This is a genomic window from Microlunatus capsulatus (assembly GCF_017876495.1).
Classification (GTDB): domain Bacteria; phylum Actinomycetota; class Actinomycetes; order Propionibacteriales; family Propionibacteriaceae; genus Microlunatus; species Microlunatus capsulatus.
Map to the genome: position 1 here is coordinate 3,760,390 of NZ_JAGIOB010000001.1, position 23,553 is coordinate 3,783,942.

18 protein-coding genes are annotated in these 23,553 nt (G+C 72.4%); 3 read left to right on the top strand and 15 right to left on the bottom strand.

The features are described from left to right. The first annotated feature begins 108 nt into the window (after positions 1-108). Entirely contained in the window at positions 109-1,629 is a 1,521-nt protein-coding gene (locus tag JOF54_RS17500; protein WP_210058134.1) for a DUF4082 domain-containing protein, read from the top strand. 54 nt (positions 1,630-1,683) lie between these two features. Here JOF54_RS17500 and JOF54_RS17505 read toward each other — a convergent pair whose 3' ends face one another. Further along, positions 1,684-2,559, bottom strand: coding sequence for a hypothetical protein (locus tag JOF54_RS17505; RefSeq protein WP_210058135.1), 876 nt, complete (start codon positions 2,557-2,559; stop codon positions 1,684-1,686). A gap of 148 nt (positions 2,560-2,707) precedes the next feature. Here JOF54_RS17505 and JOF54_RS17510 point away from each other — a divergent pair, with 148 nt between their 5' ends. Next, positions 2,708-3,571 carry a glycosyltransferase family 2 protein gene (locus JOF54_RS17510; protein WP_210058136.1) on the top strand — a complete coding sequence of 288 codons (864 nt, stop codon included), beginning with the start codon at positions 2,708-2,710 and terminating at the stop codon, positions 3,569-3,571. Next, positions 3,568-4,230, top strand: coding sequence for a polysaccharide deacetylase family protein (locus JOF54_RS17515; protein WP_210058137.1), 663 nt, complete (start codon positions 3,568-3,570; stop codon positions 4,228-4,230). The genes JOF54_RS17510 and JOF54_RS17515 overlap by 4 nt, the downstream gene beginning before the upstream one ends. 13 nt (positions 4,231-4,243) lie before the next feature. Here the strand turns inward: JOF54_RS17515 and JOF54_RS17520 are convergent, their stop codons facing one another. From JOF54_RS17520 to JOF54_RS17585, 14 genes are all read right to left on the bottom strand, one after another. Next, positions 4,244-5,032, bottom strand: coding sequence for a hypothetical protein (locus JOF54_RS17520; protein ID WP_210058138.1), 789 nt, complete (start codon positions 5,030-5,032; stop codon positions 4,244-4,246). 185 nt (positions 5,033-5,217) lie between these two features. Next, entirely contained in the window at positions 5,218-5,715 is a 498-nt protein-coding gene (locus tag JOF54_RS22030; RefSeq protein ID WP_210058139.1) for an acyltransferase, read from the bottom strand. Positions 5,716-5,732: 17 nt separating this feature from the next. After that, on the bottom strand, positions 5,733-6,686 hold the full coding sequence (locus tag JOF54_RS17530; RefSeq protein WP_210058140.1) for a glycosyltransferase family 2 protein: 954 nt from the start codon (positions 6,684-6,686) through the stop codon (positions 5,733-5,735). Further along, the gene (locus JOF54_RS22035) at positions 6,683-8,170 is read right to left on the bottom strand and encodes an O-antigen ligase family protein (RefSeq protein ID WP_210058141.1); all 1,488 of its coding nucleotides are present in this window, start codon (positions 8,168-8,170) and stop codon (positions 6,683-6,685) included. Before JOF54_RS22035 ends, JOF54_RS17530 begins: the two co-directional genes overlap by 4 nt. Beyond that, entirely contained in the window at positions 8,167-8,931 is a 765-nt protein-coding gene (locus tag JOF54_RS17540; RefSeq protein WP_210058142.1) for a hypothetical protein, read from the bottom strand. Before JOF54_RS17540 ends, JOF54_RS22035 begins: the two co-directional genes overlap by 4 nt. Before the next feature lies 1 nt (position 8,932). After that, entirely contained in the window at positions 8,933-10,114 is a 1,182-nt protein-coding gene (locus JOF54_RS17545; protein ID WP_210058143.1) for a rhamnosyltransferase WsaF family glycosyltransferase, read from the bottom strand. Between the two features lie 82 nt (positions 10,115-10,196). Further along, a complete protein-coding gene (locus tag JOF54_RS17550) occupies positions 10,197-11,369 on the bottom strand; it encodes a DegT/DnrJ/EryC1/StrS family aminotransferase (RefSeq protein ID WP_210058145.1) in 1,173 nt (390 codons plus the stop codon). Beyond that, the gene (locus JOF54_RS17555; protein WP_210058147.1) at positions 11,366-12,829 is read right to left on the bottom strand and encodes an oligosaccharide flippase family protein; all 1,464 of its coding nucleotides are present in this window, start codon (positions 12,827-12,829) and stop codon (positions 11,366-11,368) included. The genes JOF54_RS17550 and JOF54_RS17555 overlap by 4 nt, the downstream gene beginning before the upstream one ends. After that, positions 12,826-13,878: a glycosyltransferase family 2 protein gene (locus JOF54_RS17560; protein WP_210058150.1), complete on the bottom strand. Its 1,053-nt coding sequence runs from the start codon at positions 13,876-13,878 to the stop codon at positions 12,826-12,828. The genes JOF54_RS17555 and JOF54_RS17560 overlap by 4 nt, the downstream gene beginning before the upstream one ends. Continuing rightward, a complete protein-coding gene (locus JOF54_RS17565) occupies positions 13,875-14,519 on the bottom strand; it encodes a NeuD/PglB/VioB family sugar acetyltransferase (protein WP_210058158.1) in 645 nt (214 codons plus the stop codon). The genes JOF54_RS17560 and JOF54_RS17565 overlap by 4 nt, the downstream gene beginning before the upstream one ends. A gap of 1 nt (position 14,520) precedes the next feature. Continuing rightward, positions 14,521-15,657 carry a DegT/DnrJ/EryC1/StrS family aminotransferase gene (locus JOF54_RS17570; RefSeq protein WP_210058161.1) on the bottom strand — a complete coding sequence of 379 codons (1,137 nt, stop codon included), beginning with the start codon at positions 15,655-15,657 and terminating at the stop codon, positions 14,521-14,523. Continuing rightward, the gene (locus JOF54_RS17575; protein ID WP_210058163.1) at positions 15,654-16,670 is read right to left on the bottom strand and encodes an NAD-dependent epimerase/dehydratase family protein; all 1,017 of its coding nucleotides are present in this window, start codon (positions 16,668-16,670) and stop codon (positions 15,654-15,656) included. The genes JOF54_RS17570 and JOF54_RS17575 overlap by 4 nt, the downstream gene beginning before the upstream one ends. Next, complete coding sequence (locus JOF54_RS17580) at positions 16,667-17,725, bottom strand: Gfo/Idh/MocA family protein (protein ID WP_210058165.1); 1,059 nt, start codon at positions 17,723-17,725, stop codon at positions 16,667-16,669. The genes JOF54_RS17575 and JOF54_RS17580 overlap by 4 nt, the downstream gene beginning before the upstream one ends. 44 nt (positions 17,726-17,769) lie before the next feature. After that, positions 17,770-23,400 carry a DUF4082 domain-containing protein gene (locus tag JOF54_RS17585; protein WP_210058167.1) on the bottom strand — a complete coding sequence of 1,877 codons (5,631 nt, stop codon included), beginning with the start codon at positions 23,398-23,400 and terminating at the stop codon, positions 17,770-17,772. Positions 23,401-23,553: the final 153 nt, after the last annotated feature.

Here is a 23,553-nt window from a genome sequence, read left to right on the forward strand (position 1 = left end):
GACAGCCCCATCGACACCCGCAGGACGCCGATCAGCCAGATCGTCAGCGGGACCCTGCCGCCTGAGCTACTGTTCCCCCTTGCTCGGGCGCATCGCTAGGAGATCTGCATGCCCGTTCGAGCCCCCCGTCCGCGCACCGGAACGGCCGCCCCGCCCTCCGCCGCCGCACGTCCCTCACCCCGCCCCGGAACCCTCCGTCGCGCCGTCGCCTTCCTGGCCGCCGCGTCGGCGGTGGTCGCCGGGATGACCGGTCTCGTCGGAGGACTGACCTCCCAGGCCGCGACCACGACCACGACCATGTGGTCGTCCACGACGGTTCCGAAGGTGCCCGCCGACGCCGACCGCTCCTCGGTCGAGATCGGCACCGTGTTCTCCACCTCGACCGCCGGATCGGTCACCGCGCTCCGCTTCTACGGGACGAGCGCCAACGTCGGGCCGCACGTCGGAACGCTCTGGGACGCCCAGGGACGTGCCCTCGCGACGGCCACGTTCGCCACCACCACCAGCAGCGGGTGGCGGCAGGCCGCGCTGTCGAAGCCGGTCAACCTCGTCGTCGGCCAGGGCTACACCGTGTCCTACCGGGCCCCCCAGGGCCGCTACGCCGGAGACCACGGCGTCTTCTCCTCCGGTCGCACCGTGCGCAACGGATCGCTCACCGCGTCCGCCGGCGTCTACACCTACGGCTCGGGCCGCCCCACCCAGACCTACCAGGGCTCGGCCTACTACGTCGACGTGGCGTTCAGCACGGGCACCCCGGTGGCGGCGCGGCCCACCACCGCCGCGCCCACGGCCACGCCGAAGCCGACCACCGCACCCACCACTCCGACCCCCACGACCGCCCCGGCCATGACGGGCTGGCCGACCGCGGCCAACACCGGGGTGCCGACAGGGACCACGCTGTCCCCCTACACCGGTCCGTGCACCATCACCGCTGCCGGCACGGTGATCGACGCCAAGACCATCAGCTGCAGCCTCGACATCAGGGCCTCCGGGGTGAAGATCACCCGGTCCCTCATCAACGGCACGGTGGGTACCGGGGAGAACACCACCGGGTACTCCTTCAGCATCTCCGACTCCGAGGTCCGCATCGGTGCTCGTGAGGGCACCGGGGTCGGCGCGGTCAACTTCACCGCCACCCGGGTCCACGTCAACGGCGGCAACCGGTCCATGCACTGCTACCGCGACTGCGTCATCCAGGACTCCTACGTCCACGGCCAGTACCGTGACGACACCGGCCGGATGCACGAGTCCGGCATCAGGATGGGATCGGGCGCGACGATCCGGCACAACTCCATCACCTGCGACGCGCCGGACGTGCCGCCGGACGCCGGCTGCTCGGCGGGCCTGACCGGCTACGGCGACTTCGCCCCGGTCCGGAACAACGTGGTCGAGAAGAACCTGTTCAAGGCCACGACAGGCGGCTTCTGCGCCTACGGCGGGTCGTCGCAGGGCAAGCCCTACTCCTCGCAGACGTCCGGGATCGTGTTCCGCGACAACGTCTTCGAGCGTGGCCCCTCAGGTCGGTGCGGCTTCTACGGACCCATCACCTCGTTCGACACGCGGCTGAGCGGGAACATCTGGTCCGGCAACGTCTGGTCCGACGGCGGGACGGTCGCCGCCTCGAACTGAGGTCGGAACTGGCGGCGGGCGGGGCGGCTCTGGTCCTCCTCGCCCGTCGTCAGCTCACCAGGCGATCTGCGTGAGCTCGCTGTAGAGGTCGTCGACGTGTCGCTGCTCGACCGAGCTGCTGCGATAGAGCTTGGGCCGCCCTCCACCCCGCCACAGCGCACCGGGAGGACGTAGCCGGCTGATCCGGTGCTCCACCAGCGCCAACGGTGCTCCGGTCCGGTGGAGGAGATGGGAGTGCAGGAGGCGCGAGCGGCGGGCGTAGAGCGTGGCGTTGCTGATGTGGAGCAGGCTCAGGAACAGCGGCAGCCCCTTCCGCCGGTCCCGCCGGACGATGACGTAGCAGCTCTGCGCCCCTTCCCGCAGGAGCACGTGCTGGACAGCCGGTGCATGCCGGTGGTCCTCGAAGAGCTCTCGCTGCTGCTCGGGGACGAGTCGCTCGATGGCCTGGACGTCGGACGTCACCCGGACCCCGGGGACCGGGGCCCAGGGCAGGTTCGGGACCAGGGACACCCGGGTGTCGAGATCGCGGAACCCTAGCCGTCGGTCCATGGCGACGACGTTGCCGCTCGGGGACAGGTCGGTGAAGGTCATCCCCCGTTGAGCGAGCACAGCCCTCACCAGCCGTAGCGCGTGGGTGCGGTAGGAGTCGAGGCAGCAGAGGGCGCCCAGGTTGCAGAAGCTCTCAGGACGCCCGTCGACGCACCGGGTGGAGTAGAACGCGAGGTTGGCTCCCACGACCTCTGAGTCGACGGTCAACATGTAGCCGTGGTTGGGTGCTCCGGCCATCCAGGAGGGTTGCATCCCGCGAACCCAGTCAGCAGCGGCGACCCGGGGGTTCAGCTCGCGGTGCAGGAAGGCGGCCACCCGCCCCACGTCGGAGGGGTGGATGGCGGACAGGGCGACTCCGTGTCCTGAGACGGGCGCGTCCATGGCCGTAACGTACGGCAGTCCGCCGGTCCGGGGGCAACTGCAGCCAAACGCCCCGCGGATGCTTCCTGCTGTCCTAGGTTGATCTCGGGAGCGAGCCGCGAGGACCCGGGGGGACCATGGACGTGACGTCCGGCCAGCAGGACCAGCGGTGACGTCTGTCGTCATCGCCGCCCACGACGAGGCGGCGGTCATCGAGAGGTGCCTGGAGGGTCTCCGTGCGAACGGGCCGGGGCTCGATGTCGTCGTCGTGGCGAACGGCTGCGCGGACGACACGGCCGACCGGGCGCGCAGGGCCGGTGCACGCGTGCTCGAGCTCGCGGCCCCGGGCAAGGCCGCGGCACTCGACGCGGGGGACGCGGTCGCCTCCTCCTTCCCACGCCTCTACCTCGACGCGGACATCGTCGTCCCCTCCGGCGGGGTGGCCGCCCTGGTCGCAGCGCTCGGGCAGCCGGACGGCGTCCTGGCCGCCGTGCCGTCCCGACGGGTCGACGTGAGCGGGCGACCCCTGCTCGTGCGGGCCTATTTCGCCGTCAACGGTCGGCTCCCCGCCTACCGCGATGGATTGTTCGGCCGTGGGCTCATCGCTGTCTCCGACCGTGGTCGCAGCCGTTTCACCGGCTTTCCCCGCATGGTGGCCGACGACCTGTTCCTCGACTCGCTCTTCGGTCCCGAGGAGAAGCGCACGGTGACCTCGGTCGTGGTGGTCGTGGAGGCACCTCGTCGCTCGCGCGATCTCCTCCGCCGCCTTGTACGCGTGCGCCGGGGCAACGCGGCGATGCGCCGCGCCGGCGTCAAGGGCCTGGTGACGGCGACGATCCGACCCGCGGACCGGTGGGCCTGGTGGGGCGTGGTGCGGACGCGACCTCAGCTCTGGCCCTCAGCAGCGGTCTACGTCGGGATCACGACCGCCGCTGCTCTCTGGGCGCGCATGACGCCGGGGGCGAAGGGCTGGGCCCGTGACGACAGCACACGGGGGTCGAGTCCGGGCTCGGCGGCGGAGGAGGCGGCATGAGAGGCCCGCAGTTCAACATCTGCTTCCACGGGATCGGGAACCCCGAGCGTCAGCTCGAGCCGGGCGAGGAGGCCTACTGGATCACGCCCCAGCTTTTCTCGGAGGTCCTCGACGAGGTGGTCGGCCGCGAGGACGTGGCCCTGAGCTTCGACGACGGCAACCGGTCGGACGTGACCCACGGGCTGCCGGGTCTGAGCGAGCGGGGCCTGGTGGCGACGTTCTTCGCACTGGCCGGGCGGCTGGAGCAGCCCGGGAGCCTCGGGGAGGTGGAGCTGCGGGCACTCCGAGCAGCCGGCATGACGGTGGGCAGCCACGGGTTCGACCACCGCCCGTGGCGGCACCTGGACGAGGACCAACAACGGCGGGAGTTCGTCGAGGCGCGTCGCCTGCTCGTCGAGGCCTCGGGTGGAGCGGTCGACGAGGCGGCCCTGCCGCTCGGCCGTTACGACCGACAGGTGCTGGGCAGGCTTCGAGCGGAGGGGTACGACCACGTCTACTCCAGCGACCGGGCGCCGGCGCGACGCTCGAGCTGGTTGCAGCCGCGCTACAGCATCCGGGCCGGTGACAGCGGCGCGACGGTCCGCGCCATCCTGCTCCGTCCCGATGGCGTTCACCGGACGTTGCAGAGGGCGAGGATGACCGTCAAGCGGTGGCGATGAGGATCCCGATCTCCTAGGGCTCGAGGGGTCGTCCGTCGTCCCAGGTGTTCCCCGACCAGTCGTTGCCGGGCCGGCTCGGGTCGAAGTCCGTGACCGGTCCCCAGTGCCCGCACACCGGCTCGCCGTGGTCTCCCGGCTGGGTGCCGCGTTCCCAGACGTTGTCGACGAAGCGGATCCCGGAGGCGTCGGCGCCGAACGGCTTGGAGCCGTCGGCGCCGGACGACCCCCCGTAGGCGCAGAACCCTCCGCTGCCGTGCCGGAAGAGGTTTCCCTGGACGAGGTTGTCCTGTACCGGCTCGAAGTCGCCGTACCCGGTCAGGGCCGCAGAGCACCCGGCGTCAGGAGGTACGTCGGGCGCATCGCAGGCGATGGTGTTGAACCGGATGACGGAACGTTGGGACATCCGGATCCCGGACTCGTGCGCGACGCCGGTCCTGTCGGTGGCTTGGCCGTGCACGTAGCTGTACTCGACGAGGCAGTCGGAGCCGCAGAGGATGCTGCGATTGCCTCCGGTGACCTGCACCCGGGTGGCGACGAAGTTCAGGGAGCCGATTCCCGTCACCATGAGCGGGCCGGCGTCCACGGTCGAGTCCGTGATGGTGAACGAGGCTGAGGCGAGCTCGTTGCTGACCGTTCCGAGGATGTGGCTCCTCGTGATGCGGATGTCGGGGGCGGCGATGACCACGTTCCCGCGGATCGTGCGGGCGTCGATGGTGGCCCCGGGCTCGTCCAGGACGAGAGGGCCGCTGTAGTCCGAGAGAACGGTGCCGGCGGGAACCCCGGTGTTCGTGTCGTCCGGCATCGACGCCGGTGGTTGTCCGGCGCTCGCCGCGGGCCGGCCGACCGGCGGCTGGTTCGTCGCGCCCCCGAGTGCTCGCGCCGCCAGCGCTGCTGCCAGGCCGAGGACGAGGAGTGCGATCAGCACCGCGACGACCGCGAGGAAGCCTCGGCGAGGTCGAGGACGGGCGCCGGGACGCGTGGCCGAGCTCATGGCCCGGTCTCGCGGTCCTCCGGGCCGAGCACCCGGATCTTGCGGGCCGGGACGCCTGCGTAGAGGGTGTCCGGGTCGCAGGTCCCCGTGACGACGGAACCGGCGGCCACGACTGATCCTCGCCCCACGACGGCACCGGGCATCAGCACCGCTCTCGCCCCGATCCAGGCCCCGTCCTCGATGACGACGGGAGCCGCGCTCAGGGCTCCTGCCCGGCAGTCGGGTCCGCCGATGCTGTGCGAGCCGGTGAGGATCATCACCTCCATGCCCAGGTGCACCCGCTTCCCCACCCGGATCGGACCGATGCCGTCGAAGAACACCCCACGGTTGACGTAGGCGCTCCGACCGATCGTCACGTCCCGGCTGCCGAACCAGCACCTCGCCCCGACCGAGGCCCGCTCGAGCCGGACGCCGTAGGCCTTGAGCAGTGCCCACCGCAGGTGCCGCGGGGTCAGCACCGAGGCCCCCCAGGTGTTGACGAGGGCGTCACGCACCAGCTCACCGGCCGATCTCATCGGGACGCCGGGTGGAGCAGGGACCGGCCGTGCCCGGGCTCGAGCGACCAGGGACCCGCCGGCTCGCGCAGGCGTCGTGGGTCGAGGAGGAAGGCGAGAGCCGCTCGACTCGTCGGCCGGCCGAGGCAGGCGCGCGAGAGCTCGCGCAGCACGACGGCTGACCAGAAGGCGAGTGCCGCGACGCGACCGTTCCTCTTGCGGTGCAGGCGGACCCGGTTCACCTGCAGCAGGGCCCAGAGCGGGGGCGAGCCGGCCGAACCACCCTCCAGGTGGGTCGCGCGGGCGTCCGGCACGTAGCGGGTGCTGTACCCGAGGTCGCCCGCCCGCAGGTCGAAATCCGCCTCCTCGGAGTAGAGGAAGAAGCTCTCGTCCCACGGGCCGCACGCTTCCCAGCACGCGTGGCTGACGAGCTGGGTCGAGCCCTCCGCCCAGGGGGTCGACGTCGACCGGTCGTACCGACGAGGGTCGCTGACCACCTCGCCGAGCGTCCCGATGCGCCCTGCGCGCTCAGCACCGAGAGCAAGATCGGCCAGCACCCGCACCACAGTGGGCTCGCGGCGCATGGACAGGATGAGCTGGCCCAGGCCATCGCTGAGCCGCGGGACGGCGATGCCGACGCCGGGCTGGTCGAGCGCGTCGAGCAGTCCCTCGACGCACCCCGCGTGCAGACGCACGTCCGGGTTGAGCACCAGGTAGGCGTCACGGCGTCCCGCTGCGAGCACGGCGGCATTGATGCCCGCTGCGTACCCGGCGTTGCGGCCCATCTGCACCACGTCGGCGGCGGGAGCCTGGGCGCGGACCTCCTGGACGGTGCCGTCCATCGAGTCGTTGTCGGCGACCACCAGATGCCAGGTGAAGGCTTCGCTCGTCGGCAGCGAGGCCACGAGGTCGGCGACGAGGCCCGCGCTGTTGAACGTGACGACGACGATGGCGATGTCGGGTCGGGTCACGACGGACCTCCTACCGGTGCGGCGGGCGACGGGAGACGCGCGTCGACCGCTCCGAGCGGCGGCTCGAGGCTGAGGCGGTGGGCTGCGCCGGCCAGCCCGACGAGGAGGAAGGTCGAGCCGGCCACCATCGGGAAGCCCCAGGCGTCGAACGTCAGGTAGCTGAGCACGACGCCGACGAGCGACGCCGAGAGCACGAGCGCCAGGTGCCGTTCACGCTCGGAGGTCAGCCGACGCCGGGCCGCCCTGGCCAGGTAGACCCCGGTCCCCAGGAAGACCAGCGTGGCCGCGAGGCCGATCGCCCCGAGCTCGACGAGCGTCATCAGCATCTGGTTGTCGAGGATGCGGTAGTAGCGGGGGACGAAGGTGAAGAGGCCGCGTCCGAGGAGCGGGTGCTCGGTGTAGAGGCCCAGGACAGCGCTGTAGTCAGCGGTGCGCCCGGTCACGCTGGGGTCGTCGCCGAGGTTGCCGAAGAGCGAGCGGATCGTGCCGACCAGGCCGGGGGCCACGAGACGCATGCCGACGACGGCCAGCGGGGCCAGCAGCAACCCCCGGATCCGCCAGCGAGCGGGCCAGCCGACGAAGACCACGGCGCAGGCGAGCGCGAGGGCGAGGATCGCCGACCGAGACACCGACATGGGGAGCGCGGTGCCGATGACGAGCGTGGGAAGCCACCGCAGGATCCACGACCGGTTGGCGGCGAACAGGCTCCGGTGCAGCGCGAGGAGGAAAACCCCGGCGAGCAGTACCCCGAACTCGATCGGGTGGACTGCTGTGCTCGAGACGCGGTTGAGGACCGAGCGGGAGACGACCTCGCCGAAGTCGGAGTTGGCGCTCAGGCCGGGGATGGTGAACAGTGCCGCGATGTCGTAGGCGGTGAAGTACTGGACGATCCCCAGGGCGGCGACGAAGGTGCCGAAGCCCACCACCCATCCGACCACCCGCTCCAGCTCGTGGCTGGTCCGCAGTCCTTCGCTGGCCAGCAGCACGACACCGGCCCAGCCGGCGACCGAGAGCAACCCGCGGTCAGCCGCGCTGATCATCGTGGCGTTGAGCTGGTCCGCTGGCACCGCGACCAGCGTCCAGAGCTCGTCGGTGGACTGGCGGATGTCCGCCGGGGAGTACCAGCCGGCGGCGTTGCCGGCCACGTAGCTCGCGAGCACGGCCCCGACCAGGAGCCCGACGCTCACGCGGGTGGGGGTGAAGCCCCGGACCGGGTTGCGGCCACCGAGCGTGGCGAGCAGCCACCAGAGGAGCGCCAGGATCCCCCACAGGTTCGCCGGGGTGCCGGGGGCGCCCAGCGGCCGGATGACGAGCTGGGAGGGGATGCAGAACAGCAGGAAGACGTACACGACCACGAACACGCGGGCCGGGATGCTCAGAGAGCCGTCCTTCCAGGAGCGCACCAGGCCCGCCCGACGCGCCGCCGCCCAGGAGACGGTGGCGCCGAGGGGACCGGACCCCTCCGTCCGGAGAGCGTCGGTCACGAGTCCCACCACCGGGCTGCGGCTGATGCGCTCACCCGCTCCCGCGGGCGGTCCTCGGCGGGGCGCAGCCGTTCCCCGGCGTCAGGTCGCACCCGCTCGTCCGCGCGGGAGCGCGGCGTCGCGCGCGGCGTCGGCGCGGCCGCCCGGACCTCCTCCCGATCCTCCTCCGGCCGCCGCCGGTCACGGATGAAAGCCACGAGGAGGGTGGTGACCACCCCCACGCCGCCGATGACGGCGAGGGCACGGATCTTGCTCCCCGGCAGCGGCTCCGCCACCGACGGCGCGCTGTTGGGTCGGGCGTCGATCAGCTGACGCTGCGGAGCGTTGACGGCTGACTGGATCCGCGCGAGCTCCACCTGCAGCCTGCGGATGACCTCGTCCCGCGTCCGCACGGCCATGGCGCCGTCGGTGTCCTCCGTGCTGATCACCAGGACGGGGCCGGCGTCGGGACTGAGGCCGATGGCGTAGTCGGAGGTGAAGCCCGCAGCCTCGAGGCTGCGGGCCGAGTCCTTGGTGCTCAGCGTCGAGGCGATCAGGGAGGCCGTGACCGTCAACCCGGGCTCGAGGTTGAGGTAGGGGTTCGTCGGGGTCGCGGCGCCCGTCGCCTGGGGCGGGAGGAGCATCACCAACTGGCCGGTGGCCTGGTACTGGGTCGGCACGAGCGCGACGGCGGCGGCGGCCGCGGCGAGCACCACGGCGGCACCTACGGCCATCACCCGCCAGCGTCGCAGCAGCACCCTCAGGGCGTCGATGAAGTCCACGTCAGCTCGCTCCTGCCGGTGCGTGCACCGGCTCCTGCAGGCGGGCGAAGCAGTGGTGTTCCACTGCTTCCACCACCTGTCCGGCAGTGGTGGCCCAGCTTCCTCGCGTCGGCGACGACGCGGTGGCCCGGCGGTCCAGGGTGGCGCCGCTGGACACCGTGGCGCCCAAGGCGTCGGCGAGGGCGGACGGCGTTCCGGCGGCCCACACCACCGAGGGGTTGGTCAGGCACGCGCGGGGTTCCGGGGCGTCGTTCACGACCGGGACCACGCCGGCGCTCAACATCTCCTCCGCCACCAGCGAGACGTTGGTGAAGGAGAGGGCGAGCCCGGCGACGGAACGGTTGTAGAGGTCGTTGAGCTCGGCCGGTGTCAACCGGGGGTAGATCTCGGCCGGGAAGGGGAGGTTGCGCAGGTGAGCACCGTAGATCCGGATCGGCACGTCCGGGTGACGCCGGTGGAAGCGCGTCAGGCTCAGCTCCGCCATGGCCCAGCCCCGTCGCGGGTTCCCGGGGCGCGCGTAGCAGACGACCCCGGTGCGCTCGGCCGGCGGCGACTTGACGAAGTAGGTCGTGGTGTCCGAGCCGAAGTCCACCACGGTGGAGGGGACCCCGAGCTGGCTGCGGAGGCAGTCCGCCACCATCGAACCGAGGGCGAGGACGTGGAAGCCGAAGCGGTAGCTGTCCTCCGCCAGGGCGTACTCGGTGCCCCTCGGGTAGAAGTACGGCTCGTAGTCCTGCACGAAGTAGAAGCGCTGCATGGGAGCCGCACCGAGGGTGGCCAGCACGTGCGCCGACTCCCACGAGGTGGCGATGCAGGCGTCCAGGGGCCTGCCGCCCGTCGGGCGGCTCCCTCCCGGGAGCGCGTCGCTGGAGAGCACCTCGGCCCGCACTCCGGGCCATCCCTCCCGGACGGTGCGCCGCTGCGCCTCCAGGTCCCCGTCGTGCCGGTCGTAGAGGTAGAGGCGGCAGCGGTGCCCGGCCCGCTCGAGGCCCTCGACCATGCGGAACATCGTCGTGTGACCGCCGGAGCCGAGTGTGGGTGGTGTGCAGATCCATCCGATGGTCAGGGGCTGGTCAGCGGCGGCGGGATGGGTGGGCCACCGCAGCTGCAGCTCGGTCGAGTCCGCGACCAGGTGCTCGTGGAGCGTCAGCTCGTTGCCGGCACCCCAGCGCTGAGCCGTCACCGTGACGGCCTTGCGTGCAACTGCACGAGGTCCCTGACGCCTCAGCACACGCGCGCCCCGGGTGAGCAGGTGTCGGACGCCCTCAGCCACGAGGCACCTCCGACGTGCCCCCGATGGCCCCGCGCAGCTCGTGCGCCACGCGCTCGACCTGCGCGGTGGTGATGCCCGGGTAGAGCGGGAGGGACAGGATCTCCCCGGCGTACCGCTCGGACCGGGTGAGCCCTCGACTGCTGGCCAGGAGCCCTGCGAACGCGGGCAGCCTGTGCACAGGAGCGGGGTAGTGGATGGCCGCCCCGATGCCCGCGGCCTGCAGCCGAGCGGCCACCCGGTCACGGTCCGCCACCCGGACGACGAACAGGTGCCACACGTGCTCGTTGTCCTCCAGGGTCCGGGGCAGGACCACGGTCTCCAGGTCGCCGAGCAGGTGGGTGTACAGGGCAGCTGCCGCCCGTCGCTCGTCGTTCCACTCCGGGAGGTGCCGCAGCTTCACCCGGAGGACCGCCGCCTGGAGCGAGTCGAGCCGCGAGTTGGTCCCCAGGTGGGTGTGCTCGTACCGGCGCAGACCGCCGTGCGAGCGGAGCGCTCGGATCCGCTCCGCGGTCTCCCTGTCCTGGGTGACCACGGCTCCGGCGTCGCCGTAGGCGCCGAGGTTCTTCCCGGGGTAGAAGCTCGTCGCCGCTGCCGTGCCGAACGAGCCGGCCACCCGGCCGGCACGTGTGGCTCCCTGGGACTGGGCGGCGTCCTCGAGGACCAGGACGTCCGGGCCGACCGCCTCACTGATGCGCTCGATCTCGGCCACCTGGCCGTAGAGGTCGACCGCGATGACGGCCCGCGTCCGGGACGTCACCCGGTGGGCGAGGTCCTCGGGGTCGAGCAGGTAGTGCTCGTCGCAGTCCGCGAGGACCGGGACGGCGCCTGCGCGGACCACGGCCTCGGCCGTCGCGACGAAGGTGTTGGCCGGGATGAGCACCTCGTCGCCCGATCCGATGCCGGCGCCCCGCAGCGCGAGCTCGATGGCGTCGGTCCCGTTGCCGACGCCGACGCAGTGCGCCGCCCCGCAGAACGCCGCGTACTCCTGCTCGAAGGCGGTCACCTCGGGCCCGAGGACGAACGCCGTGGTGTCCATGACGGCGTCCATGGCCGGCCGGACCTCCGCGGCGATGCGCCGGTGCTGCAGCCCCAGGTCGACCAGCGGCACGGGGGCGGCGGGCCCGTCATCGTGCCGGGCGGCGTCGGCCAGCGTCGTGGTGGTCATGAGTTCCCCGTTCCTTCGGTGGTGAGGTGTTCGGCGGCCCGCAGCTGGTGCACGCGACGTGTCCACCAGCGGGCCATCGGGAGGACGTAGAGGGTGAGCGCGAGGCCGCCGGAGACGGCGACGGCGCCCAGCGGGGACCCGATCCGCTCGTTGGCGAACCAGGAGGCCAGCGCGAACGGCAGCACGGCGGCGGCGGGCACGACGGCCGTGCGCAGGACGGCGGCCGGCCTGATCCCGAGCCGTCGGAGGCACACGAGGTAGGCGGGCAGCGTCACCGCGAGCGCGACGACGAGGTGGGTCCAGCCGGCGCCGGCCAGGCCGAAGACCAGGATGCCCGCAGCCATCGCCGGCACCATGGCGAGCAGCCACACCGCCTGCACCACCAGCACGGGTCGGGTCTGGCCGGCCGCGATCAGGTAGGTGGCCAGGAGGTCGAAGACGACGCGGACGCCCCCGAAGACGGCGAGCCCGGCCAGCGCGGCGCCGGCGGCGGCCCAGCGGTCGCCGTAGAGCAGGCGCACCACGGCGCCGGCGCTGGTGGCCAACCCGGCGCCGAGCAGCAGGGCCACCGCCCACAGGGGTGCCAGCACCAGCAGCAGGGTGTCGTTGCGGCGCCGTCCCTCGTCCAGCCGCGCGAAGGCGGGCAGCGCGACCACCCGGACGGCCTGCCCGACGGCGCTCATGGGCCAGGACGACACGTTGAAGGCCAGCACGTAGAGACCGAGCTGCACCGGGCTCAGGAGCCGTGCCACCAGCAGGTTGTCCACGCTCAGCAGCACCCACGAGAGCAGGTTGGCGGCGGCGAGCGGGAGGCAGAACCGGATGGACTCGGCGGCGATCGTGCGGTCGAAGCCGAGGCGGACCGGCACGCGTGCCGCCAGGTGCTGCCCGACGACGGAGACGACCTGGGTGACGATCTGCCCGACGGCCAGGGCCACCGGCCCGGCGCCGGCGAGGGCGAGCGCCGCCATCGTCGCGGTCGAGAGGACCAGGGCCGTGCCGTTGACGGCGAACAGCGCCTTCTGCCGGAACGCCCGCTGGAGCAGCGCCGCGGGTGCGATCGACAGCCCGAAGACCGCCATGGCGACCGCCATCAGCCGGAGCACCCCCGTCGAGTCCGGGCTCTCGAACGCCCGCGCGATCAGCGGTGCGGCGATGACCATCGACAGCGCCAGGGTGCCACTGGTCAGCAGGCCCAGGGTGGTCACCGTCGGGATCCGGCGCTGGACGTCGGCGGCCCGGACCAGGTCCGTCCCGAGACCGAACTCGGCCAGCGTCCCGAGCACGGCCCAGACCGTCAGCGCCACCGCGAAGACGCCGAACTCCTCAGGAGCGATCAGCCGCGCCATGATGATGCTGACGCCGAAGTTCCCGATCCGCAGCATCAGGTTGCCCGCGGTCACCCAGCCGAGGCTCCGACCCACGCGTCCCGTGGTGGGCTCGACCGCGACGGCGGTCATATCCCGTACCGCCGTTCACGGCGCCAGGCCAGGTGGTGGGTCACGCGGGACGCGAAGCGGCGCGACGACGCCGCCGGCCAACGCCCTCCACGACCCGGCCCGAGGTCGAAGGCGCGACCCCAGACGGTCCGGCCGATCCCGGCGTCCGTCTCGAGCGCGAAACGCCGGTAGTCCGCGACGGCCTCCGCGTCGCCACCGTCGCGGTGCGTCCGCAGCCCTCGGCGGAGGGCCTCGACGGCCAGCCGCCGCATGACCACGGGCCGCAGCGCAGCCACCTCCGCCCGCCCGGTGGCGTGCTCGTCGAACAGCAGCCCGAACGTCGTGCGGCGCTCCACCAGGTCGGTGAGCCAGCCGTTGTAGGTCGTCAGGTGCATGTTCGCCTCGTGCACGCGGTACAGCGCCTGGTCGGGGCCGTTGACGCGTCCGACGTCCCAGTGCAGGGCCGTGCGCAGCCAGAGGTCGAGGTCGCCGGAGTGGGGCAGCCGGGGGTCGTAGAGACCGACCTGGTCGAGGGCTGCGCGGCGCATCACCACTTCCGGGCTGGAGATGAAGCACCGCGCCTGCCGGGCCGAGCTGCGCAGCCAGCTGGAGCCGCTCCAGACCGTCCAGTTGCGGACCGTGGCCGCCGGTGCGGGCGCCTCCCCGCTGAACGAGCGGGCGTAGCCGTAGACGAGCCCGACCGACGGGTGGGCCTCCATCAGGGCGACCGCGCGGGTCAGCGCGCCCGGGGGGAGCAGGTCGTCGGCGGAGAGCAGGGCGACGTAGTCACCGCGGACCTGCTCGAGGCCGTCGTTGTAGGTGCGGATGTGCCCGCGGTTCACCGGGTGCCGCAGCACCGAGACGGAGGGGTGCCGAGCGGCGAGCTCCTCGGCCACCTCGCCGCTGCCGTCCGGGGAGGCGTCGTCCACGACGAGGACGTCCACGACGACCTGGGGCTGGTCGAGCAGGCCCTGCACCAGGGCAGGCAGGTAGCGGCCGTAGTTGTAGCAGGGGACGACGACGCTGACGGTCGGCGTGCTGCGCAGCGGCTGGGGGCGCACGAACCTCATCCGGCGGCATCCCGGAGAGATCGGGCCGGCACGCCGGCCCAGGTCTGGCCCGCGGGGAGATCCTGGAGCAGGACGGCGCCCATGCCGAGGGTGGCGCCGGCCCCCACCTCGACGCCCTGGCGCACGCTGCTGCTCATCCCCAGGTAGGCGGCGGAGCCGACACGGACGCCGCCACCCAGGCGGACCCCCGCGCAGAGGGTCGCGTAGTCCTCGACCTCGTCGTCGTGCGTCAGCGTCACCTGCGGCATGACGACCACGTGCCGGCCCACGACCACGTCCGACGTCAGCACCACGCCCGCGAGCAGCACGCTGCCGCTCCCGACCCGGCACGAGTCCGGCACCCGGACCGAGGGGTCGACGACCGTCGCCCACCGGTCGGCCGAGACGCCGTCCCGGGCCAGCCGCTCGGCCAGGGCGCGGCGGCCCTGCCCGCGGCCGGCGCACAGCACCAGCAGCGCCTCCGAGTGGTCGTGCAGGGCCTCCGTGCCACCCAGCACGGGGTGTCCTCCGACCGTCGTGCCGTGCCGAACCGGGTCGTCGTCGACCAGGCCGACGACCTTCAGGTCGGTGCTGGTCTCGAGCGCGGCGACGACCTCGCGGGCGAGGCCTCCCGCCGCGACGAGGATGACGCTGTCGGACACCTCAGTCCGTCCCGACCGACACGAGGACGTCGATGACCCGGCCCTGCTGCGTCTCGTCCATCTGGTGGAACAGGGGGAGGATCAGGGTGCCGTCGGTCAGCCGTTCGGTGACCGGCAGCGAGCCCGGGACGGCCAGGTGAGCGTGCGGTGGCTGACGGTGGGTGGACATGATCCCGCGGCGGGCCGAGATGTCGGCCTCCGCCAGCCGGACCAGCAACTCGTCCCGTCCCACGGGGGAGGTGGGATGGACCTCGACCCAGTAGGACTGGAAGTTGCTCGTCCCCCAGGGGGGGTCAGCCACCGCACGCAGCTCGGGGATCTCCTCGAGGTGCTTGGCGTAGGTGGCGGCCAGCGCGCGGCGGCGCTCGACGATCCCGGGCAGCCGCTGGAGCTGGACCAGCCCCACCGCCGCCTGGAGGTCGGTCATCCGGTAGTTGAAGCCGACCTCGTCGTAGCTCTCGGCCGGGGCGAGCACCTGGCCGTGCCGGTCCGCAGCGGAGACGCTCATGGCGTGCTCGCGCAGGGTGCGGGCGCGGGCCGCCCAGGCCGGGACCGAGGTCGTCAGCATCCCGCCCTCACCGGTGGTGAGGATCTTGCGCGGGTGGAAGGACCAGGCCGCGATCTCGGCGCCGGCGCCCACCGGCCGGCCGCGGTAGGTCGAGCCGGCCCCGCAGGCCGCGTCCTCGACGACGGTGACGCCGCGGGGGTCGCAGACGGCCCGGATGGCGTCGAGGTCGACGGGGACGCCGCCCTGGTCCACGACGATGACAGCCCGGGTCCGCGCGGTCAGGACCCCGGCCACCGTCTCGGCGGTCAGGTTGCCGGTGGTCAGGTCGACGTCGGCGAACACCGGCGTCGCGCCTTGGTAGACGACGGCGTTGGTGGTGGCGATGAAGGAGAAGGAGGGCACGACGACCTCGTCGCCGGCCCGGACCCCGACCACCTCGAGGGCCAGGTGCAGCGCCGTCGTGCAGGAGGAGACGGCGACGGCGTGCTCGGCCTGCATGGCCGTCGCAAAGGCGCTCTCGAAGGCCGCGACCCGCGGGCCCTGGGCCACCCAGCCCGAGCGGAGGACCTCGGTGACCGCCTCGATCTCCTCCTCGCCGAGGTAGGGGAGCATGACGTTGACGCGGCTCATGCCGGAGCCCCGACCGGTTCGCGCCCGGCCGCCTCGGCGGCGTCGCGCTCGCGCTCGCCGCGCCACCAGGCCACGAGCTCGCGCAGGCCGTCGGTCAGGCCGACCGTTGCGGTGAAGCCCAGGTCGCGGCTGGCCGCCTCGGTGCTGGCCAGCCGGCGGGTGACCCCGTTGACCGGGCGGTCCGGGCCGTGCTCGACGCCCAGGTCGGAGTCCATGGCCGCGAGCAGCGCCTCCGCGAGGCCCGTCAGCGAGGTCTCGACGCCGCTGGCGATGTTGTACGTGCCCTCGGCCACCGGGCTGGTCGCGGCGAGCAGGTTCGCCCGGGCGATGTCGGTCGTCTGGACGAAGTCCATCGTCTGCTTCCCGTCGCCGAAGATCAGCGGCGGCTGGCCGGCGGTGATCCGCTCCATCCAGCGGATCAGGACCTCGGTGTAGAGGCCGTGGATGTCCATCCGCGGCCCGTAGACGTTGAAGTAGCGCAGCGCCACGTAGTCGAGGCCGCTCATGGCCCGGAAGCTGCGCAGCATGCCCTCGTTGAAGGTCTTGGCGGCGCCGTAGAAGGTGTCGTTGGCGTAGGGGTGGTGGTCCTCGCGGGTCGGGAACTCCTCCGCCAGCCCGTAGACCGAGGCCGACGACGCCGCGACCAGCTTCGTCACCCGGTGCTCGGCGGCGGCCTCGATGACGTTGAACGTCCCGTCGACCAGCACCTCCAGGGCCAGCCGGGGCTCGGAGGCGCACTGGGTGATCCGGATCGCGGCCTGGTGGAGCACCAGGTCCGCGCCTCGGGTGAGGTCGTGCACGAGGTCGCGGTCGCGGAGGTCGCCCACCACCAGTCGGAGCCGCGGGTCGTCGAGCACCTCGCGCAGGTTGGCCCGGCGGCCGCGGACGAGGTTGTCGAGCACGCGCACCTCGGCCACCTCGGCGGCCAGCAGCTGGTCGACGATCGTCGAGCCGATGGTTCCGGCACCGCCCGTCACCAGGACGGTGGCCCCGCGGAGGTCGACGACGCTCACGCCACCAGCTCCTTCTCGTCGGCGCCGGCGTGGTCCACCGGGCTCACCGCGCCACCGGTGGCCAGGCTCGTGCTGACGGCCTCGAGCACCGAGAGCACGCGCAGCCCGGCACGGCCGTCGGTCCGCGGGGCCCGGCGCTCCTCGATGGCGGCGGCGAACTCGGCGGCCATCCCCGCCAGCGCCTCGGTCTCGGGCAGGGCGGGGACGGTGATGTCACCCATCCGGTAGGACACCGTCACCGCGGCCCGCTGCTGGGCGTCGGCGGCCTGGGTGCCGAGGTCGACGCCGCGGTCGTGGACCGAGATCCGCTGCTGCGGGTTGAGGTCGTCCCAGACCAGGGTGCGGCGGCTGCCGCCCACCACCATCTGGCGGATCTTGGTGGGGGAGAGCCAGTTGACGTTGATGTGGGCGATGCCGCCGGAGGCCAGCGGCATGGTGAGGTACCCGACGCAGGCCTTGCCGGCGCCCAGGGGGTCGGCGCCGTTCGCGCTCACCGTCAGCGGGTCCAGCCCGCCGGGCAGGATGAAGTCGAGGATCGACAGGTCGTGCGGGGCCAGGTCCCAGAAGACGTCGACGTCGGGCTGCACCAGGCCGAGGTTGATCCGGGTGGAGTCGACGTAGAGGATCTCGCCCAGCTCGCCGGAGGCGACCACCTGCTGGATGTGGCGGACCGCCGGGGTGTAGCAGTAGGTGTGGTCGATCATCAGCACCCGGTCGGCCGCCTCGGCCGCCGCCACCATGAGCGCGGCGGTCTCGGCGTTGTCGGCCAGCGGCTTCTCGACCAGCACGTGCTTGCCCGCCTCGAAGGCGGCGAGGGCCAGCGGTGCGTGCGTGCGGGCGGGGGTGGCGATGGCGACGGCGTCGACGTCGTCGCGGGCCAGCAACCGCTCGACGGAGGTCTCGACCTCGACGGTGGACCGGGCCCCGACGACCTTGCGGGCGCGCGCCTCGTCGAGGTCGCAGACCGCTACGAGGTCCCAGGCCGGGCTGTTGCGGAAGTTCCGGACGAGGTTGGGGCCCCAGTAACCGGCTCCGATGACGGCGATCGAACGCATGGCTGTTGTTCTTCCTGTGAGGACGAGAGGTCGTGTGCTGGCGCTCAGACGAGCACGAGCACGTCGACCCAGAAGTTGGTCGAGCTGGGGTTGGCCGGGAACACGTCACCGTTGGCGGTCCGGCCACCGGAGACCGGGACGCTCAGCGGGCCGGAGGCGTAGGTGCTGCCGTAGCCGGACGACGTGGTCGACCACCGCCCGACCGGGGCGTGGTAGGACGCGACGTAGCTCGTGCCGGCGGTGATCGCCACCGGCGTCGTGAAGGTGGCCGTCCGCCAACCGGTGCCGGTCTGGGCGGTGGAGGCGGTGGCCAGCACGCTGGTGCCGTTGGCGTTCCAGAGCTTGACGGTGCGACCGGTGTTGAGCGACGAGGCGTAGTAGCGGATCGCTGTCACCTGGCCGGCGCGGCTCGAGGAGAAGGAGACGCCGAGTGTGGTCGGCACGCTCGAGGCGCTGGTGGCACTGGGTAACCGCGTCGTGGCGTAGAGGCTCACGCTCTGCGCCGCCGTCGTGAAGGACCAGGTCGCCGCCGCGGGCATCACGACGCCCGTGGCGCTCCGGGCGCTGACCGAGGCCGTGTAGGTGGTCGAGCTGGTCAGCGCCGCCGTCGGACGGAAGGTGACCGTCCGCGTCGTGGTGCTGTAGGTGGTGGTCCCGGCCACCGAGGCGCCCGCCGCCGTCCGCAGTGTCAAGGTCGCGGACCCCGTGGTGATCGCGCGGGCGAAGGTGGCCGTCACCGTGGTCGTGGCGGCGACGCCGGCGGTGCCGTCGGCCGGCGAGCGGCCGGTGAGCACGGGCGGATCGACGTCAGCCGTGGTGAACGACCAGGTGCGCGGTGCCGCCATCGGCACGCCGGAGGTGTTGTTGGCCGTCACGCTGACGGTGTAGGTGGTCGCACCCGCCAGGGCCGAGGACGGGGTGAACGTGGCGACGCGGCTGGCCGAGTAGCTCGTGGCCCCGGCGACGACGACGCCGGCCCGCGTCACCCGGACCTGAACCGACGCCGGGTCGACGTCCCGCGCGAAGGTGGCCGTGACGGCAGCAGTCACCGCGACGCCGGTGGCTCCGGCCGCCGGGCTCGTGGAGGTGGTGGTCGGGGCGGTCGGATCGGCCGTCGTGAAGCTCCAGCTGCGCGGCGCGGCCATGGCGACGCCGCTCGGGGTGCTGGCCGTGGCGGTGGCCGTGTACCGGGTGTAGCCGGTCAACGGTGCGGCCGGGGTGAACACCGCCCGGCGGGCGGCGGCGTCGTAGGTGGTCGTCCCGCCGACCGCGACCCCTGCCGGCGTCCTGAGCGTCAACGCCACCGAGGCGGGGGCGACGTCACCGGTGAAGGTCGCGGTGACGGTGGAGGCGGGCGGGACGTTGACCGCCGCGTCGGCCGGCGTGACACCCGTGACGGTCGGCGTCGTCGACGCCGTGCTGAACGTCCACGTGCGCGCCCTCGGCATGGACACCCCGGACGAGCTGTCGGCGGCGGCCGAGGCGGTGTAGGTGCTGCCTGCGACGAGAGGTGCGGCGGGCAGGAAGGTCGCTCGACGACTCGTCTCGTCGTAGGACACCTGCCCGCCGATGAGCTGGCCCGCCGCGTCGGCGACCGTCACGGCCAGGGAGCTCTCCGTGATCGCGCGGTCGAAGACGGCGGTGACCGAGGAGTCAGCCGGGACTGCGGCCGCACCTGCGGCGGGAGCGACCGTGGTGACCACGGGCGGGTCGTCGTCGGCCGTGGTGAAGACCACGTCGACGTAGTAGTTCGAGCTCAGGTAGCTCTGGACGGGGCGGTTGTCGCCGAGCGCGTACACCCCGCCGTCGACGGGGGCCACCAAGGGCACGTTGGTGACGGGTGCGTTGAAGTAGCCGTTCGCCGCCGAGTAGTGGCCCCGCGGTGCGTAGTAGCCGGCGGTGTAGCTGCGACCGGCTACCACCGGCACGGGCGCGGCGAAGGTGGCGGTCTGCCACCCGGGGTCGCGGTCGACGAAGGTGAGGCTCGCGATCTCGGCTCCGTCCGGTCCCCAGAGGCGTCCCGTGTGGGTCCCGGTGTTCGCGGCGTCGCGGTAGTAGCGCAGGCCCTTGACGAACCCGCTCACGGTCGGGCTGAAGGTGAGGCCCAGCGTGACGGCGCTGGTGTCACCGGAGTCGCTGAGCGCCGGCGTCGTCGAGGTGTCCATCAGCGAGCACGGGCAGGCGGCGGCGCCGGAGGTGGTGAAGGTGCTGGTGAAGGGGGTCGTCATCGCGGTGCCCGCGGCCGACGCGGCACCGGTGACCGTCACCGTGTACCGGGTGCCCGCGTCGAGGGGGCCGGCCGGGGTGAAGGAGGCGGTCGTGCCGGCCGTCTCGTTGGCCATGTTGCCCGTGACCGGCTGTCCGTCCGCGCTGCGCTTGACCGCGATCTGCGCCGTCCCTGGCTGGATGCTGCCGTTGAAGACGGCGGTCACCTGGGCCGACACCGGTACCGAGGTCGCGCCGGTCCCCGGGCTGCTGTCGACCACCTCCGGCGGCTGACCCGGGGCCACGTTGAAGACGGGGTCGACGAAGTAGTTGGCCGAGGAGGCGTTGAGCGGCGCACCCGTGGAGCTGTAGACGTAGCGTCCGCCGTTCGCCAGGGTGGAGAGCGGTCCACGGGTGATCTTGGCCGCGAGGCCGCCACCGGCGGCGGAGTAGCGGCCCTGGGGTGCCAGGTAGGACGCGATGTAGGTGGCGCCGGCGGCCACGGCCACCGGAGCGTCGAAGTCTGCCTGCTGCCAGCCGGTCGTGCTCTCCGACAAGACCGGGGCGGTCGCGAGCCGGCGACCGGTGCGGTCGTACAGGCTGACGGTGTGGGCACCTCCGTTGCCAGGGCCCTTGTAGAAGCGGATGCCGCTGATGGTGCCGGCCTCGCTGCTCGTGAAGGCCATGCCGAGCTGCAGGGTCGAGGTCTCGGTCTCCGGGGGGTTCGTCGGGTGGTCGCCGTCGTCGAAGACGGTGCAGGGGCAGACGCCGTCGGGCGAGGGTGCCCTGGCTGAGGTGAAGGACCACTGGTGAGGGGCGGGCATGCCGCCGCCGGAGGTGGCGACACCGGTGACGTAGACGGTGTAGCGGGTGGCGCTGGTGAGCGACTGCGCGGGGTTGAAGGTCGCGGTCCGGGTGGCGTCGTCGTAGGTGGTCGTGCCCGGCACGGCCACGTCGTCGCCGTCGACGACGGTGAATCCCAGGCTGCTCGGGGTCACCGACCGGGTGAAGGTCGCCGCGATCGAGGAGGTCACCGGGACCGAGGTCGCCTCCGCTGGAGGCGTGGTCGTGGTGACGGCCAGCGGTGTGGTGTCCGTCGGGCTCCAGACCGCGTCGACGTAGTAGTTCGTCTGACGGAAGCTGTCACCGGGTCGCTGGCTGTTGTAGGCGAACACCCCGTTGGCGGTGCTGTTGCCGCCGGGGGTGCTCAGCCGCCCGGAGGAGTACCCGCGGTAGGAGAAGAAGAGGCTGTCCGCGGCGTAGTGCCCGTTCGGCGCGTAGTAGGAGGCGAGGTAGGTGGCGCCCCCCTGCACGGGCACGGCGCTCGGGAAGTTGGCGGTCTGCCAGCCCGCCGCGGTCTCGTTGGCGAAGGTGGCGGTGGCCAGGGTGGCACCGCTGCTGTCGTAGAGCGTGGCGGTGTGCGTCCCGGTGTTGCCGGACCCCTTGTAGAAACGGATCCCGCTGATGAAGCCGTCGGCGGCCGGCACGATCTTGGTGCCGAGCGTCATCGCGCCGCCGTCGGCGATGGCCGTGGTGGTGGGCGTCATGGCGCCGAAGACCGAGCAGGGGCAGCTGGTGGTGACCGCGACCCTGGTCGGCGTGGTCTGAATGTTGCCGGAGTCGTCGACGGCACGGACCTGGATGGCGTCCGGTCCGGTGCCGGTCTGGACGGAGGTGTAGCGGAAGCCCCGCCGGCCCTCGGCGGCGTGGAAGGTCGCCCCGCCGTCGACCGAGACCTCCACGGCGGCGACGGTGCCGCCGACGTCGCTGGCCGTGCCGGTGACGGTCACGAGGTCTCCAGCGCCGACGCTCGAGCCCGACGCGGGCGAGGTGATGGTGCTGGTCGGCGCCGTCGTGTCGGTGGTCTGCACCGCCGGGGCCAGGTCGCCGGCCCGGGTGGTCGCCTGCGCGCCCATGTCGGCGAGCAGGTTCAGCGTGGCCTGGCGGATCCGCGGGTCGGGTGGCTGGATGTCGAGGCCGTCGTGGTTGCTGTCGAGGCCCCACGCCCACTGCACGCTGCCGCTGGAGAACACGAGGGCCCCGCTCGGAGCCCGGTACTGGGTCAGGTGGTGGGTCGTGGTCCCCGCGACGACGGTGTTGCCGAAGTCGGTGAGCAGCTCTGCGGTCGGACCGGTGGTGGTGGACAGACGCATCAGCCCGGCCGGTCGGAAGCCGTTGTCGACGTCCTCGTCCGACTCGTAGCCGACGGTGTGGGCGGCCAGGGTGGCGGTATCACCCGCCGGCAGCGAGGCGAGGCTGGTGCTCCGCCACAGCCGGAGCTTCCCCTCCTCGGCGCTGACCTTGATGGCGAGGTCGACGGAGTTGGCCTGGTACTGCGTGCCGAGCAGGCTGTTCTCCGGGCCGCCGCCCAGGTCGCCGAAGCGCGGGTCCCGCCAGGTGGCGGTCGGTGTCACCGGGTCCAGTGCGGTGACCGGACCGTTGTCCTTGTTGGCCCAGGTGTCCTTGTAGCAGACGAGCGTGCGGTTCGGCGTGGCGCTCCCGTCCTGCGACGGCTCCCAGCGGGTCTTCCAGTAGACGTTGTTGCCGCCGAAGAAGGCGAGGTTCACCTTGGCGTCACGGGCGTTCTCGACGTTCTTGCGCTGGTCCGCTGACCAGTACTCGTCGTGCCCGACTGAGAGGAACACCTTGTGCTTGGGGATCAGGGCCGGGTCGACGGAGGTGTCCTGGCCGGAGACGTAGGAGACGTCGAAACCGTTCTGCTCCAGGTAGCGGATCGTCGGGTACTCGTTGGAGAAGAGGAAGTCCCGGCCGGCGCCGACGTCCCGCGTGCTGAACGGACGGTTGTAGCTCGCCTTGAACGACCGGCCGTTGGGGCCGCCGTAGTAGAAGTTCGAGCCGCCGTAGGTGTTGTAGGCCTGCCAGGTCGGGTCGGAGGTCTGGAAGAGCACCTGCGAGGTGTTCCCGTCCTTGCGCACGATGAAGGGGATGTGCGAGCTGCCCCGGCTGCCGTCGGCCCGGACGAGGTGGGCGATGTACACCCCGGACACAGCGCTGGTCGGCACGTTCCAGGTGGCCGACACGGCCCACGTGCCGCAGTCGTAGACCTGCGTGGCGTCGTTCGTGGCGCAGGCGACCTGGTTCTGGGGCAGCGGTGCCGAGGGCCGGATGGTGTCGACGAGTCGGGCGCCCTTGCCCTGGTAGTAGCCCAACCGGTAGATCGAGATGGAGTAGTCGCGGGAGTCGGTGTCGATCTTGAACTGGACGGGGGAGCCGACGTTGACGCTGATCCTCGTCGCGAAGCCCTGGATCGAGTCGTCGCCGCGGCCGTCGACGTCCCAGATCTCGCGGTCGGTGCCCAGCTGCTCGTTCTCGCACACGACGACGTTGCCGGTGCAGGCGGCCTGCGCCGTCGACGGCACGGCGACCAGGGCGGCGGCGAGCAGCGCGAGCCCGATCATCGCGACCAGGAAACGGCGCGATGCGGCCTGCAGGTGCAGCTGTGCGGTCATGCTTCCCCCGAACTGGTTCCCCGAGGCGGGGAGTGCGGTGGTCCGGACCGACCGGACCGCCGTCGAACCTGGCGTTGCCGCCGGCACCCGGGGGTGCCGTCAGCGGTGAGCACGGACGCGTCGTGGAGGCGGTCCGGCCCCTGTGGAGCCGTC